At 72.1% G+C, this 14,800-nt stretch carries 13 protein-coding genes; 7 read left to right on the forward strand and 6 right to left on the reverse strand.

Annotated features, from left to right (window positions below):
- Positions 1 to 17 precede the first annotated feature (17 nt).
- Positions 18 to 1,124, reverse strand: a complete 1,107-nt coding sequence (locus ACRQ4B_RS08445; protein ID WP_439694249.1) for a YihY/virulence factor BrkB family protein — start codon at positions 1,122 to 1,124, stop codon at positions 18 to 20.
- Positions 1,125 to 1,233: 109 nt separating this feature from the next.
- Positions 1,234 to 2,553: an MFS transporter gene (locus ACRQ4B_RS08450; RefSeq protein WP_439694250.1), complete on the reverse strand. Its 1,320-nt coding sequence runs from the start codon at positions 2,551 to 2,553 to the stop codon at positions 1,234 to 1,236.
- A 49-nt stretch (positions 2,554 to 2,602) separates the two neighbouring features.
- On the opposite strand from ACRQ4B_RS08450, the gene ACRQ4B_RS08455 reads away from it, so the two are divergent.
- From ACRQ4B_RS08455 to ACRQ4B_RS08465, 3 genes are all read left to right on the forward strand, one after another.
- Entirely contained in the window at positions 2,603 to 2,974 is a 372-nt protein-coding gene (locus ACRQ4B_RS08455) for an FKBP-type peptidyl-prolyl cis-trans isomerase (RefSeq protein WP_092094011.1), read from the forward strand.
- On the forward strand, positions 2,974 to 3,810 hold the full coding sequence (locus ACRQ4B_RS08460) for an aldo/keto reductase (protein ID WP_439694251.1): 837 nt from the start codon (positions 2,974 to 2,976) through the stop codon (positions 3,808 to 3,810). Before ACRQ4B_RS08455 ends, ACRQ4B_RS08460 begins: the two co-directional genes overlap by 1 nt.
- A gap of 134 nt (positions 3,811 to 3,944) precedes the next feature.
- A complete protein-coding gene (locus ACRQ4B_RS08465) occupies positions 3,945 to 6,188 on the forward strand; it encodes a HelD family protein (protein ID WP_439694252.1) in 2,244 nt (747 codons plus the stop codon).
- 539 nt (positions 6,189 to 6,727) lie between these two features.
- Here the strand turns inward: ACRQ4B_RS08465 and ACRQ4B_RS08470 are convergent.
- From ACRQ4B_RS08470 to ACRQ4B_RS08480, 3 genes are read right to left on the reverse strand one after another with little or no spacing between them, the layout of a single operon-like run.
- Positions 6,728 to 7,006 carry a protealysin inhibitor emfourin gene (locus ACRQ4B_RS08470; protein WP_439694253.1) on the reverse strand — a complete coding sequence of 93 codons (279 nt, stop codon included), beginning with the start codon at positions 7,004 to 7,006 and terminating at the stop codon, positions 6,728 to 6,730.
- Between the two features lie 27 nt (positions 7,007 to 7,033).
- Complete coding sequence (locus ACRQ4B_RS08475) at positions 7,034 to 8,083, reverse strand: M4 family metallopeptidase (RefSeq protein ID WP_439694254.1); 1,050 nt, start codon at positions 8,081 to 8,083, stop codon at positions 7,034 to 7,036.
- 29 nt (positions 8,084 to 8,112) lie between these two features.
- Positions 8,113 to 9,156, reverse strand: coding sequence for a glycoside hydrolase family 6 protein (locus tag ACRQ4B_RS08480; protein WP_439694255.1), 1,044 nt, complete (start codon positions 9,154 to 9,156; stop codon positions 8,113 to 8,115).
- A gap of 124 nt (positions 9,157 to 9,280) precedes the next feature.
- On the opposite strand from ACRQ4B_RS08480, the gene ACRQ4B_RS08485 reads away from it, so the two are divergent.
- From ACRQ4B_RS08485 to ACRQ4B_RS08495, 3 genes are all read left to right on the forward strand, one after another.
- Complete coding sequence (locus ACRQ4B_RS08485; RefSeq protein ID WP_439694256.1) at positions 9,281 to 9,727, forward strand: VanZ family protein; 447 nt, start codon at positions 9,281 to 9,283, stop codon at positions 9,725 to 9,727.
- A gap of 101 nt (positions 9,728 to 9,828) precedes the next feature.
- Entirely contained in the window at positions 9,829 to 10,098 is a 270-nt protein-coding gene (gene rpsO / locus ACRQ4B_RS08490; protein ID WP_070416523.1) for a 30S ribosomal protein S15, read from the forward strand.
- Positions 10,099 to 10,323: 225 nt separating this feature from the next.
- On the forward strand, positions 10,324 to 10,959 hold the full coding sequence (locus ACRQ4B_RS08495) for a CE1759 family FMN reductase (RefSeq protein ID WP_439694257.1): 636 nt from the start codon (positions 10,324 to 10,326) through the stop codon (positions 10,957 to 10,959).
- A gap of 27 nt (positions 10,960 to 10,986) precedes the next feature.
- Here the strand turns inward: ACRQ4B_RS08495 and ACRQ4B_RS08500 are convergent, their stop codons facing one another.
- Positions 10,987 to 12,186, reverse strand: coding sequence for a coiled-coil domain-containing protein (locus ACRQ4B_RS08500; RefSeq protein ID WP_439694258.1), 1,200 nt, complete (start codon positions 12,184 to 12,186; stop codon positions 10,987 to 10,989).
- A 279-nt stretch (positions 12,187 to 12,465) separates the two neighbouring features.
- On the opposite strand from ACRQ4B_RS08500, the gene ACRQ4B_RS08505 reads away from it, so the two are divergent.
- Positions 12,466 to 14,739 carry a polyribonucleotide nucleotidyltransferase gene (locus ACRQ4B_RS08505; protein WP_439694259.1) on the forward strand — a complete coding sequence of 758 codons (2,274 nt, stop codon included), beginning with the start codon at positions 12,466 to 12,468 and terminating at the stop codon, positions 14,737 to 14,739.
- Positions 14,740 to 14,800 lie beyond the last annotated feature (61 nt).

Consider the following 14,800-nt stretch of genomic DNA (forward strand, 5'->3'; position numbering starts at 1 on the left):
CTCCGCCCGTGCGGCGCCTACCGGCTCTCGGTGTGCTCCGGCAGCGGGGCCTCACCCGCGCGCACCTGCTGGGACATCGCCCGCAGGTGCTCGCGCTGTTCCTCGGGCTCCGGCGAGGCGCCCTCCTCGATGCGGTGCAGCGCGGCGGTGCGGACGTGGTGCGCGGCCGCGATGTCGGCGTCGCGCCACCGGGCCAGCGTGAAGTTCCGGGTGACGTCGCGCAGGGGGAGCCGGATGGACTCGTCGGCCTCGATGCCGGCGAGCAGCTGCCGCATCCGGATCACCTCGGAGTCGAGCTCCCCGCCGACGACGAGCACGAAGTTCGAGATGTACAGGTACACGAGCAGCAGGATCGCGCCGCCGAGCCAGCCGTACGCCTTGTTCCCGCCGCCGATCGTCTCGACGTAGACCGTGAACCCGAGGGTGGCCAGCGCCCAGGTGACGATCGCGAACCCCGCGCCGGCGGACACCCAGCGCAGCTGCGGCGTCTTCACGTTCGGCGTCGCGTAGTACAGCACGGCGACCATCACGACGAGGTCGACGGCGAGGACCGGCCACTTCACGACGTTCCACAGGTCGTCGATCCACGGTGCCCAGCCGAGCTGTCGGATGACCGCGGCCGAGATCGTCGGCGTGCCGAGCAGGATCACGATGGCGATCGCGCCGCCGACCATGACGAGCAGCGTGACGAGGAGCATCATGCTGCGGAACTTCCAGATCCGCCGGCCCTCCTCGACCTCGTACGCGGTGTTCATCGCGCGGCCGAACGCCGTGGCGTACCCGGACAGCGACCAGAGCGTCAGGACGACACCGGTGGCGAACCCGAGCCACGGGTTGTCGAGGGTCAGCAGCTGCCGGAGGGGTGCCTCGAGGTGCTCCGCGGTCTCGGGTCGCACGATGAAGCCGAGGACCTCGATGATGTCCGACAGGCTGTCGCCCTGCCGGTCGACGATCGACAGTGCGGACACCACGGTGAGGGTGGTCGGGAAGACGGTGAGGAGCGCGAAGAACGTCAGCGACGCCGCGGCGTCGACGACGCGGTGCCGGATCACCGAGTGGTAGGTGCGCCGGACGACGGCACGGACTCCCGTCCGCTGGAGGTCGCGCGCGGCGCTGTCCGGCATGCGTTGTACGGTACCCGACACCTGACGGACGGGAGGCGCGGGGCGGCGCCGCCCCGCGCCTCCCGTCCGTCCGTGGGGTGCGTCAGCACCCGCTGCCGCATCGCGGGGGTCAGTTGGCGTGCGGGTGCAGCGCGTCGTACCGACGGAACGACGGCACCAGGCGGAGCAGCAGCGCCACGAGCCCGATGATGAGCACGCCGCCGATGATCGGCGGGTACGCGATGCCGGCTGCGACGACCAGCCCGGCGTAGAGGTCGCCGAGTCGCGGGCCTCCCGTCACGACCACGATGAAGATGCCCTGCAGCCGGCCGCGCATCCCGTCCGGGGACGCCGCCTGCAGGATCGTGTTGCGGAACACCGAGCTGACGTTGTCCGCCCCGCCGGCCGCGGCGAGGAACAGCGCTGCGAGCCCGAGCGCCGGCAGGATCCCGACGGAGAACGCCTCGCCGGAGCGGCCGCCGAGCACCCCGGCGAGGGCGATGACGACGCCGAACGCCGCGATCGCGCCGCCGTACGCGGTGATGGCCCAGCCGACGGCCTCGCCCTGGCGTCGGACGTGTCCGAGCGGGCCGGAGAACACGCTCGACAGGAGCGCACCGATCGCGTACGCGGCGGTGAGGGTGCCGACGGTGATGGACCCGCCACCGATCACGAGCGCGCCGATCGCGGGGAACAGCACGCGCGGCTGGCCGAACGTCATCGCGCAGATGTCGAGCACGAACGTCATCGTGATGTTCTTCGAGCGGCGGAGGAACTTCGCGCCCTCGATCAGGGAACCGAGCCCGGGACGGAGCGCACCGTGGTCCGCGGGCATCCGGGGCAGGGTGAACACCCCGAGGAACGCGAACGTGAAGAGGACGACGTCGATCGTGTACGTCGGTGCGAACCCGACCGCGGCGATGAGCACGCCGGCGACGGCCGGACCGACGGTGACCTGGAACCCGGCGGCGATCCCGCCGAGGGCGCTCGCCGCGGGCAGCAGGTCCGTGCCGACCAGCCGCGGCACGATCGCGGACCGCGCGGCGTTGGAGACGGTCGCGGCGACCGCGTTCACGGTGGCGAGCACGTAGAGCAGCACGACGCTGTGCAGCCCGAGCCAGGCGTGCGTGGCGATCAGCGCGACCGCGACCCAGGCGACGATCGACGACACGACCGCGACGGTCCGGCGGTCGAAGGCGTCCGCGAGCATCCCGCCGTACAGTCCGGCGACGATCATGGGCAGCAGGGCGATGACCCCGACGAGTGCCACGGCGAAGGTCGAGTGGGTGATCTCGTAGACCTCGAGGCCGACGGCGACGGTCGTCATCTGCGTGCCGACGCCGGCGATGGCGGTACCGGCCCAGAGTCGGGCGAAGGCGGGGGAGCGGCGGAGCGGGGTGAGGTCGGCGAGCAGACGGCGGCGCGGCGGTGCGGGAGTCGATGGTGTCACGGTGGAACCATTCTGGGGGCTGTCCGGGGTCTCTGGTTGACTGGTTCGCATGACTGACCTGAACAGCAAGCCCGAGTTCGACGCCCCCGAGGGCCCGGCCCCCACCGAGCTCGTCATCACCGACATCGTCGAGGGCTCCGGCGACGTGGCGTCTGCCGGCTCGACCGTCAAGGTGCACTACGCCGGCGTCGAGTACGAGACGGGCGAGGAGTTCGACAGCTCCTGGAACCGCGGCGAGCCGATCGACTTCCCGCTCGCGGCCCTGGTGCGCGGCTGGCAGGAGGGCATCCCCGGCATGAAGGTCGGCGGTCGCCGCAAGCTCGTCGTCCCGCCGGAGCTCGCCTACGGCCCGGCCGGCGGTGGTCACTTCCTGTCCGGCAAGACCCTCATCTTCGTGATCGACCTGCTCGGGGTCCGCTGATGCAGGTCGGTGCCCCGACGATCGAGCTGAACGACGGCCACCGGTTCCCCGAGCTCGGTCTCGGCACCTACGGGCTGAACGGCGACGAGGGCACGGCGGCGGTCGGCACCGCGATCTCGAGCGGCTACCGGCTGCTCGACACCGCGCTGAACTACGGCAACGAGGACGCCGTCGGCCGGGCCGTCCGCGAGTCCGAGGTGGCGCGCGAGGACCTCGTCGTCACGTCGAAGCTCCCCGGCCGGCACCACGGCTACGACGAGGCGCACCGCTCGATCGACGAGACCCTCGGGAACCTCGGCCTCGACCACGTCGACCTGTACCTGATCCACTGGCCGAACCCGTCGGTGGACAAGTTCGTCGACACCTGGAAGGCCTTCGTCGACCTCCGTGACAGCGGCAAGGTCCGGTCGATCGGCGTCTCGAACTTCACGCCGGACCACCTCCGTCGCATCGTCGACGCCACCGGGGTCGCGCCCGCCGTGAACCAGGTGGAGCTGCACCCGTACTTCCCGCAGGCAGCCCTGCGGAAGGTGCACCAGGAGCTCGGCATCGTCACCGAGAGCTGGAGCCCGCTCGCGAAGCGGTCGGAGCTCCTCACCGAGCAGCCGATCGTCGACGCGGCCGCGGCGCACGGGGTCTCCCCGGGTCGGGTCGTGCTCCGCTGGCACGTGCAGATCGGCGCCGTCCCGGTGCCGAAGTCCGGCGACGCGGAGCGACAGCGCGAGAACCTCGACGTCTTCGGCTTCGAGCTGACCGACGACGAGGTCGCGGCGATCTCCGCGCTCGAGCGCGGTCGCCTCTGGGACGGCGACCCGGACACGCACGAGGAGATGTAGACGCTTCGCGTCTGACGGACTGGAGGCGCGGTGCCGGCTGGCACCGCGCCTCCAGTCCGTCAGACCGTCGGACCGTCAGCGGTGTCGGTCCTGCGGGACTACACTGGACACCCCTGTTTCCCGAAGGGTTGTGTGTGTCCGAACCGACCGAGATCGACCGCGAGCGTGGCTACGTGGACGGGCTGTTCGCCCGTCTCGACGAGCTGACCGCCGAGGCCGAGCAGCGACTCGCCGAGACCCGCCGTCAGGCGGTCGGCGGGAACCACCAGAGCCGCAGTGAGCGCGATGCGTACGCCCGGCTCTACGAGGACACCATGGCGACGCTGGAGCGCGTCGGCGACCGGCTGGTCTTCGGCCGGCTCGAGGTCTCCGGTCCGGACAGCGACGAGGACGCGTTCCGCTACATCGGTCGCGTCGGTCTCCGCGACCGGGAGCACCGCCCGCTCCTGCTGGACTGGCGCGTGCCCGGTGCCAGCGCGTTCTACCAGGCGACCGCGGCGCACCCGATGGGGATGCGTGCCCGCCGGCACCTGACGCTCGACGGCCGCAGCGTCGTCGGGATCGAGGACGAGGTCTTCGACGCCACGCTCTACGACGACGAGCGCACCCACCTGCAGGGCGAGGGTGCGCTGCTGGCCGCGGTGACGGCCGAGCGCACCGGTCGGATGACGGACATCGTCGCGACGATCCAGGCCGAGCAGGACCGGATCATCCGCTCCCCGCTCGAGGGCGTGCTCATCGTGCAGGGCGGTCCCGGCACCGGGAAGACCGCCGTCGCGCTGCACCGCGCCGCGTACCTGCTCTACTCCTACCGGGAGCGTCTCCGGGGTTCCGGCGTGCTCATGGTCGGGCCGTCCCCGGCGTTCCTGACGTACATCGAGCAGGTGCTGCCGTCCCTCGGCGAGACCGGCGTCGTGATGGCCTCACTCGGGTCGCTCTACCCCGGGGTGCACGCCTCGAGGCACGACCAGCGGGACGTCGCCGCCGTGAAGGGGTCCGCCGAGATGGCGCAGCTGCTCCGCCGGGCCGTCCGGTCGCGCCAGGTCGTTCCCACGGAGTCGGTCACGCTCGACGTCGAGGGGGAGCGGCTCGTCGTCCCGCCGGCCCTCGTCGCCGACGCGATGAAGCGCGCGCAGGACCGGGGCAAGCCCCACAACGTCGCCCGGGTCACCTTCAACAAGATCGCCCTCGACGCGATGACGCGGCTGCTCGCCGACCAGCTCCGCGAGCGCGGGACGACCGTCGACGAGGCGGACGAGAAGGTGCTGCGCGAGGACATCCGCTCGTCGTACGACGCCCGCGTCCTGCTCAACACCGCCTGGCTGCCGCTGCCGCCGGAGAAGTTCCTCGAGGACCTCTACGCGCGGCCGAACTGGCTCGAGTCGCTGACCCCGCACTGGTCCGCTGAACGCCGAGCCCTGCTGCTGCGCGCACGGGGTGCCGCGTTCACCGTGGAGGACGTCCCGCTCCTCGACGAGGCAGCAGAACTCCTCGGACCGTTCGACCCGACCGGCGGCGCGGCCAAGCGCGCCGCCAAGGCGAGTCGCAACCGGGACATCGAGAACGCTCGACAGGCGATCGAGAACATGGGCGTCGAGGGCATCGTCACCGCCGAACAGGTCGCCGGCTCGTTCGCCGAGGGCGGGGACGCCCGCACCACCGCCGAGCGTGCCGCCGAGGACCGCGAGTGGACCTACGGGCACATCGTCGTCGACGAGGCCCAGGAGCTCTCGCCGATGCAGTGGCGCGTGCTCGCCCGCCGCAACCCGCTCCGCTCGTTCACGATCGTGGGCGACATGGCGCAGGGCTCCTCGCCGGGGGCCGCGCGCACGTGGGACGACGTCATCGGAGCGCTCGCCCGTCGCCGCCGGGGCCGCGCGCCGCAGGTGCCGCTGGCGCACCGCGTCGAGGAACTCACGGTGAACTACCGCACCCCGCGGTCGATCGTGCGTGCCGCCGGCGAGTTCGCCGACGCGGCCGGGCTCACGGTGACCCGGAACGAGGCGGTCCGTGACGGCGACCCGGTGGAGCGGTTGCGGGCCTCCCGAGCCGAGTTGCTCGACACCGTGGCATCGGTCGTCGACACCGAGCGGGACCACATCGGCAGCGGGACCATCGGCGTCATCGTGCCCGAAGCGGAGGTCGACGCCGTCCGGCAGCGGCTCGCCCGGACCGAGGCGGACGTCCGGTCGCTCGGGTCGCCGCGGCCCGGGTCGGTCACGGTGCTCACCGGGGCGGACGCGAAGGGCCTGGAGTTCGACGGGGTGCTGCTCGTCGACCCCGAGGGCGTGGGAGCGGACGCGGCCCGTGCGGCGGCGGCGGTCTACGTCGCGATGACCCGCCCGACGCGCCGCCTGACGGTCATCGACGTCGCCTGAGCGCTGCGCGCGCTGCGCGCGGTGCGCGTCGCTGCGGTGCGCCGGCGCCGCGGCGCGCCGGCGCCGCGCCGCGGCGTCGCTGTGCGCCCCTGCGCGCCGCTGGGCGCGCGGCGTGCCCGCGCCCGCGCACTTCGTGAGCAGAAACGGTCGGGTGCGCCCGACCGACGCGACCATTTCTGCTCACGAAGCGGGACGGGCGCACGCGACGCGCGGACGGGAGGCGCCCGGGCTGGGCACCCGCGCACATCGTGATCAGAAATGGTCTGGTGCGCCCGAGCGACGCGACCATTTCTGCTCACGAAGCGGGACGTGCGCACGCGACGCGCGGGCGGCGCGCCGCGCGTCCGCGCCGGGGCTTGCGACCGCGCACTTCGTGAGCAGAAATGGTCGGGGCCGCCCGACTGACGCGACCATTTCTGCTCTCGAAGCGGACCGCGACGTGCCCGCCTCGATGCGCGCGCGCGGACCGCGACGCGCCCCGCCTCGACGTGTGCGCGCGGACGGGAGGCGCGGGGCGGGCCCGCCCCGCGCCTCCCGGCTCAGGACGGGGTGCCCTCGGACCGCACCCGCGTCACCAGCGCCGCCCACGGCCCGTCGAGGCGGGTGCCGGGGATCGTGACCGTCGTCCGCTCGACCGTGATCGTCCACGTGAAGTCGTCGCGGACCGCCGGAGCCGGAGCCAGGGTCGACGGGGCGTCTCCGGGGAGCGCGCCCACGAGCTCCGACCACCCGGACGGGTCGTCGCAGGTGTCGGTGTCCACATGCCAGGTCCGCGTGCCCCCGGCGATGCCCCCGGTGCGGCGGACGTCGATGTGCATGCTCCGACCGTACGCCGACGGCACGGCTCAGGCGAGCACGCCCACCTGTCGCCAGGCATCCTGCACTGCGGTCTGCTGCGTCGAACCCTGCCCGAAGCGCGCACCGGCGACGTCGACCGTCACCTGCGCGAACCCGGCGAAGTCGATCGAGGCGGTCACGGCGTCCGAGGTGAGGGCGTCCCACCACACGGTGCCGGCGCCCTCCCACGCGTTGCCGCCGATCGCCGTGGCCGCCAGGAAGAACGCGTGGTTCGGGATGCCCGAGTTGGTGTGCACGCCGCCGGAGTCCTCGGTGGTGTCGACGTACCCGGCCATGGTCGCGGGCTGCGGGTCCTTGCCGAGCACCGGGTCGTCGTAGGCGGTGCCCGGAGCCCGCATCGAGCGGAGGGCCACTCCGTGCACGGCGGCCGTGAAGAGCCCCTCGCCGATGAGCCACGTCGCCTGCTCGGCCGTCTGCCGTGCTGCGTACTGCGCGACGAGGGAGCCGAAGACGTCGCTGATCGACTCGTTCAGCGCACCGGACTGCCCCTGGTAGGTCAGGTCCGCCGTGTACTGGGTGACGCCGTGCGCGAGCTCGTGGCCGATGACGTCGACCGCGATCGTGAAGCGGTTGAAGACCTCGCCGTCACCGTCGCCGAAGACCATCCGGTTGCCGTCCCAGTAGGCGTTGTCGTAGTCCTGCCCGTAGTGCACGGTGGCGTCCAGCGGCAGGCCGGCACCGTCGATCGACACCCGGTCGAAGACCTCGAGCCAGAACGCGTGCGTGTCGCCGAGTCCCGCGTAGGCCTCGTCGACGGCGGGGTCGCCGGAGTCCGGGTCGCCCTCGTGCCGGACCGGATCCCCGGGGAGCGTCGTCGTGCCGTGGGCGTCGGAGATCGTGCGTTGCGGGGACCGGTCGACCGTGCCGCTGACGCCCTGCGGCGCCGGCCGGTGGTCGTGCTTCGGCCGCTGCACCGTGTCGAGCGACGCGAGCGCGGTCCGTGCAGCCGACGCCGCAAGCGGGAAGTCCGCGGCGTCGGCGACGGCGCGGAGCAGGTAGGGCGGGACGACGGAGCGGCGGCGTTCGGTCGGGGTCATGGCGTCATGCAACCACCGGCGACCGACAGTCAGTCGCGCGTGCGGTTCTCGACCAGGGCGAGCGCGTAGGACTCCCACCACTGGCCAGCAGCCGGGCCGCCGTTGCAGGTGCCGTCGCTCAGCCCGGGGGTCTTCACCCAGAGCAGCGCGTCCAGCCGGGTCGTGCCCCGGGTGACGTGCGGCGCCTGCCCGAGCCCGGCACCGTCGGGGTTGCACCAGGTGCCGCGCCACCCCTGGCCGTTCCGGGACACGTCGATGACGAAGTGCGGGTCGCCGCCGATCGCGTCCGCGAGCTCGTCGGCGTATGCGCGCTCCTGGTCGACCCGGTAGAAGTTCGACACGTTCGTGAAGAACCCCTGCACCCGGTCCACGCCGGCCTCGCGCAGCCAGGTCGCCATCTTCGCGGTCGGCACCCGGTTCTCGTTCCCACCGTCGAGGTACACGGTGAGCCCGTGCCCTGCGAGTTCGCCGACGGCCTTGCGGAGCAGGGGGAGCCGATCGGCCTCGAGCCGCTTGCACACCTGGATCTGGGCGATGGCGTCGGGCTCGACGAGGACGACCGCCCCCGACCCGGCCATCGCCTTCGCAGCGGCACGGACCCACGGCAGGTACTCGTCCGGCCGTGTCCCGCCCTTCGAGTAGCTGCCGCAGTCGCGGTCGGGCACGTTGTAGAGCACGAACACCGGCGTGCGGTGCTGACGCTCGGCACTCCGGACGACGTCGCGGACGGTCTGCCGGGTCGCCGTGATCGAGGTGTTCGTCAGCCAGGTCGCGATCGGCTGGTCGGCGATGACGGCGATCTTCGCGGCGGTGGCGTCGTCGCCGTCGGCACGCGCCTCGGACGCCTGTCGGCCCGGTTGGTTCTCGTCCGCCGGCTGCCGGGCGAGGCCGCCGGGGAACGCCTCGGCGGCGGACTTCCGCTCGGCGATCCGCCGGCCGTCGTCGGACCCGTGGGGGAGCACGTTCACGAGCGTCACGACGACCGCGGCGACCACCAGTGCGGCGACCCCGATCCACGTCCACTGGCGTCGACCGGTGCTGCGGCGTGCACGGGTTCCCTCGACACTCGGCATGCGCCCATGCTGGCAGGTGCGCCAGCCGTCCGCCCAGTCCGAGCGGGTGTTCTGCCAGCTTCGGTGCCGCTTCCTGTCAGGTCCGTCGCTGCTGGTGCCCAGGACGGTCCCGCAGACTGTCGGGATGCTCCGGAAGCTCCTCCTCCTCGCCGTGACCGCGGCGTACGCCTGGGTGATCTGGCGGATGACGTTGACGCCGCAGGTGTTCACCTCGGCGCAGAACTCGCTGGTCCTGCACGCGATCGCCTGGGTCCAGCAGCTCCCGCACGGGTCGTGGTTCACCTACGACCGCACGGAGTTCCTGGCGAACATCGGGATGTTCGTCCCGGTCGGGATGCTCGCCGCGCTCTGGCTGCCCCGCCGGTGGTGGTTCCTCGGCGCCGTGGTGGCGGTCGCCCTGTCGACGGGCATCGAGGTTGCGCAGGCCCTGTACCTGCCGTACCGGGTGGCCGACCCGCGGGACGTGCTCTCGAACGGCCTCGGGGGCCTGCTCGGCGCGACGTTCGTCGGGCTCGTCCGCAGCCTGCTCCCCGCGCCGCGTGGCCGTCGGGTCCGTCCGCGGACCGCCTGACGCTCTGGTAGTCTTGTGCGGTTGCCGTCGAACGGCCGCGGACAAAGAGCGCTCACGCATTCGGTGTGGGCACCGCGCAACGGACAGGAAGGGGATCATCCATGGCACTTGACGCGAAGGTCAAGCAGGAGATCATCGAAGAGTACGCGACCCACCCGGGCGACACCGGATCCCCCGAGGTCCAGGTCGCCGTTCTGACTCGTCGCATCAACGACCTGAACGAGCACCTCAAGGAGCACAAGCACGACCACCACTCGCGTCGTGGTCTGCTGCTCATGGTCGGTCAGCGTCGCCGTCTCCTCGGCTACCTCTCCGACGTCGACATCGCCCGCTACCGTGCGCTCATCGAGCGCCTCGGCCTGCGTCGCTAGTCGACCGACCCACGCTTGACCGGACGCCCCGGTCCTCTCACGAGGACCGGGGCGTCTCCTGTTGTCCGGGAACGCGGGAACGCGGGCACCCGGGAACGCGGGCACCCGGGAACGCGGGCACCCGGGAACGCGGGCACCCGGGAACGCCGGCATCCGGGAATGCCCGCACCCGGGTGCAGGTTGGGTACGATGTTCATGCAAACGCATCGAAAGTCAGGACTTACCATGACCACCATCGCCGTCGTCTCCGCCGGGCTCTCCGAGCCCAGCTCCACCCGCCTGCTCGCCGACCGTCTGGCCGAGGCCGCCGTCGCCGCGCTCGCCGCACCGGACCCCTCGGGGCTGCCGGGAGGCACGGCGACGGTCCAGCACGTCGACCTCCGTCCGCTGGCCCACGAGATCACCGACGCGATGCTCACCGGGTTCGCGGCACCCGCCCTGTCGGCCGCGATGGCGACCGTCGTCGAGGCGGATGCCGTCGTGTTCGTCACGCCGGTCTTCACCGCCGGGGTGAGCGGCCTGGCGAAGTCGTTCCTCGACGTGCTCGACAAGGACTCGCTCACCGAGATGCCCGTGCTGCTCGGCGCGACCGGCGGCACCGCCCGGCACTCCCTCGCGATCGAGCACGCGCTGCGCCCGGTGTTCGCCTACCTCCGCGCCGCCGTGGTGCCGACGGGCGTCTTCGCGGCGACCGACGACTGGGGGAGTGCGGGGGACTCCGCCGCCCTGGACGGACGCATCCGCCGGGCCGGTGCCGACCTGGCCTGGGCGATCCGCGCCTCCCGTCGGACCCCGCAGGAACCTGACGCCCTGCCGGCGACCGCGGACTTCGCATCACTGCTCGGTGGCCTCGGCCACTGAGCCGGCGGTCCGGGGCGGTCGCGGACCTCAGTACCAGTGCGGGTTGACGCTCATCTCGTGGTTCCACGCCCCGCACGGGGAGCCGTAGGCGTCGTGGATGTACGCCAGCCCCCAGTTGATCTGCGTGGCCGCGTTCGTCCGCCAGTCGGCACCGGCGACGGCCATCTTGTCGGCCGGGAGCGACTGGGGGATGCCGTACGCGCCGCTCGAGGCGTTCAGGGCGTTCGCGCGCCAACCCGACTCCTGGGTCCAGAGCGACACGAGGCAGGAGAACTGGTCCGACCCCCAGCCGTACGACCCGATCGCGCCGCGTGCGTAGGCCTGCGCCCCGGCGGGGTCGACCACGACGCCGCCGGTGCTCGGGTAGGACGAGCCGGAGCCGCCGCCGGATCCGGACGCGCTGCCACTCGACCCGGGCACCGGGTTCGCTGCCGCTGCCGCCGCTTCCTCGCGCAGGCGCTGCTGCTCGGCCTTCTGTGCCGCCACCTGCTGCCCGAGCTCGTACCGTTGCTCCGTGCTGGCCGTGGTGTCCTTCAGTGACGCGAGCTGCGCGTACAGCTCGTCACTGTGCTGCTGGGTGTCGGCGACGGCGGCCTGCGCGACCGCCTCGGCGGACTTCGCGGCGCTCGCCTTCGTCTCGGCCGCGGTGGCGAGGTCCGCTCGCTCGTCCTCGGCGCGGGTCGCCTGGTCGTGCAGCGACGACGCCGTCTTCGCCGCGACGGACGCGTCGTCCATCACGCCCGCCCAGGTCGACGACAGCTGGTCGAGCGCGCCGAGCTGGTAGAGCAACTGGTCCGGGTTCTTCGCCGTCGCGATCCGGGTGGTCATCTCGTTCGAGCTGCCGTCGCGGTACAGGTTCGCGGCGAGCTGCCCGGCGCGCTCCTGCGCGCGTTCGGCGGTCTCCGCCGCCTGGTCGGCCTGGGCCTGGAGGCTCGTGGCGGCCTGGGTGGCGGACGCCAGGTCCGCCTCGGCGCGGTCCGCCTTCGCGGAGGCGTCGAGCGCCGCCTGCGACTTCGCCGCCGCGGCGGCCTGCGCCGACCGCAGTGCGGCCTGCACGCGGGAGACCTCGGCGCGCTTCGACTGCTCGTTGCCCTTCGCCCGCTCGACGTCCTGCCAGCTCGGGTACTCCGTCGCGTTCGCCGGGAGAGCGGTGACGACGGGGGCGACGAGCGCGCCGACGACCACTGCGGCCGCGACGAGCAAGCCCCGGGAAGGCGTGAGGCGCATGGCCGCAGGCTACCGGGGACACGCCCGTTCGCCCTGAGCCTCGCCGCGGTTTTCCTGCGGACTGGTAAAGTCCATCACGTCCGGGGACCGTTTCCCCGGGCGTCAGACAAACACTGCGCAGGCCGGGCACGGAGCTGGTCATCGGTGGTGGCTCGCGGGCCGGACGGTTTCCCGAGTGCTTCTACTGCTGGCCAGACATGCGTCCCGATCCCTTCGGCGCGCACGCACCTGACGGGTGCCGTCGCCCCAGCCTGCCGAACACATCAAGGAGGCACCCTTTTGGAGGGTCCCGAGATCAAGTTCGCCGAGGCCGTTCTCGACAACGGCAAGTACGGCAAGCGCACCGTCCGGTTCGAGACCGGTCGGCTCGCACAGCAGGCGCAGGGCGCGGTCGCCGCGTACCTCGACGAGGACACCATGCTCCTGTCGGCCACCAGCGCCGGCAAGCACCCGCGTGAAGGCTTCGACTTCTTCCCGCTGACCGTCGACGTCGAGGAGCGCTCGTACGCCGCCGGCAAGATCCCCGGTTCGTTCTTCCGCCGCGAAGGCCGTCCCAGCACCGAGGCGATCCTCGTCTGCCGTCTCATCGACCGGCCGCTGCGCCCGTCGTTCGTCGACGGCCTCCGCAACGAGGTCCAGATCGTCATCACCGTCCTGAGCATCGCTCCGGACGAGTTCTACGACGCGCTCGCGATCAACGCCGCGTCCGCGTCGACGCAGATCTCCGGTCTGCCGTTCTCCGGCCCGATCGCCGGTGTGCGCCTCGCGCTCATCGACGACCAGTGGGTCGCGTTCCCGAAGGCGTCGCAGCTCGCCGAGGCCGTGTTCGACCTGACCGTCGCCGGTCGTGTCGTCACGGACGAGGCCGGCAACGAGGACGTCGCGATCATGATGGTCGAGGCCGAGGCCACCGAGCACAGCTGGGACCTCATCCAGGGCGGTGCCACCAAGCCCGACGAGGCCGTCGTCGCGCAGGGCCTCGAGGCGGCGAAGCCGTTCCTCAAGCAGCTCGTCGACGCGCAGGCGCAGATGGCCGCCCAGTCGGCCAAGGAGATCCAGGACTACCCGGTCTTCCCGCCCTACGCACCCGAGGTCTACGACGCCGTCGAGGCCATCGCGCTGTCCGAGCTCGGCGACGTCTACAAGATCGCCGGCAAGCTCGAGCGCCAGGACGCCGACGACGCGCTCAAGGCCCGCGTCAAGGAGGCCATCGCCGCCAAGGTGACGGCCGGCGAGCTCCCCGAGAGCGCCAACGGCCAGGTCAGCGGTGCCTACAAGTCGGTCACGAAGAAGGTCGTCCGCGGCCGCATCCTCACCGAGCAGGTCCGCATGGACGGTCGCGGCCTCGCCGACATCCGTCCGCTCGACGCCGAGGTCGCCGTGATCCCGCGCGTCCACGGTTCGGCGATCTTCCAGCGCGGCGAGACGCAGATCCTCGGCGTCACCACGCTGAACATGCTCAAGATGGAGCAGCAGATCGACTCGCTGTCGCCCGTCACGAAGAAGCGCTACCTGCACCACTACAACTTCCCGCCGTACTCGACGGGTGAGACCGGTCGTGTCGGTTCCCCGAAGCGTCGCGAGATCGGGCACGGCTTCCTCGCCGAGCGCGCCCTCGTGCCGGTGCTGCCCCCGCGCGACGAGTTCCCCTACGCCATCCGTCAGGTGTCCGAGGCCCTCGGCTCCAACGGTTCGACGTCGATGGGCTCCGTGTGCGCCTCGACCCTGTCGCTCCTCAACGCCGGTGTGCCGCTGCGCGCCCCGGTCGCGGGCATCGCGATGGGCCTCGTCTCCGACACCGTCGACGGCCAGACCCGCTACGCGGCGCTGACCGACATCCTCGGTGCGGAGGACGCCCTGGGCGACATGGACTTCAAGGTCGCCGGTACTTCGGACTTCGTCACGGCCATCCAGCTGGACACGAAGCTCGACGGCATCCCCTCGTCGGTGCTCGACGCGGCCCTCAAGCAGGCCAAGGAGGCCCGCTCGGCCATCCTCGGTGTGCTCAACGAGGCCATCGACGCCCCCGACGAGATGGCCGACACCGCGCCGCGCGTCATCTCCGTGCAGATCCCCGTCGACAAGATCGGCGAGCTGATCGGCCCGAAGGGCAAGACGATCAACGGCATCCAGGACGAGACCGGTGCTGACATCAGCATCGAGGACGACGGCACCGTCTACATCGGCGCCGTCGACGGCCCGTCCGCCGAGGCCGCACGTGCCCAGGTCAACGCGATCGCGAACCCGACGAACCCGGAGATCGGGGACCAGTTCCTCGGCACGGTCGTCAAGATCGCGACCTTCGGTGCCTTCGTGTCCCTGCTCCCGGGCCGCGACGGTCTGCTCCACGTCTCCGAGGTGCGCAAGCTCGCCGGTGGCAAGCGTGTGGAGAACGTCGAGGACGTCCTCGGCGTCGGCCAGAAGATCCTGGTCGAGGTCACCAAGGTGGACGACCGCGGCAAGCTGTCGCTCGCGCCGGTCGTCGCCGAGGACGCGGACACCGCGTCGGGTGAGGGCCACCAGGCCCACGCCGAGGCGCCGGCCGAGGGCTGATCCCTCCCGCGTCCTGACGCACGAACGGCCGCCGTCCCTTCCGGGGCGGCGGCCGTTCGCC

The sequence above is a fragment of the Curtobacterium sp. SP.BCo genome, from assembly GCF_051903265.1.
Taxonomy (GTDB): Bacteria; Actinomycetota; Actinomycetes; order Actinomycetales; family Microbacteriaceae; genus Curtobacterium.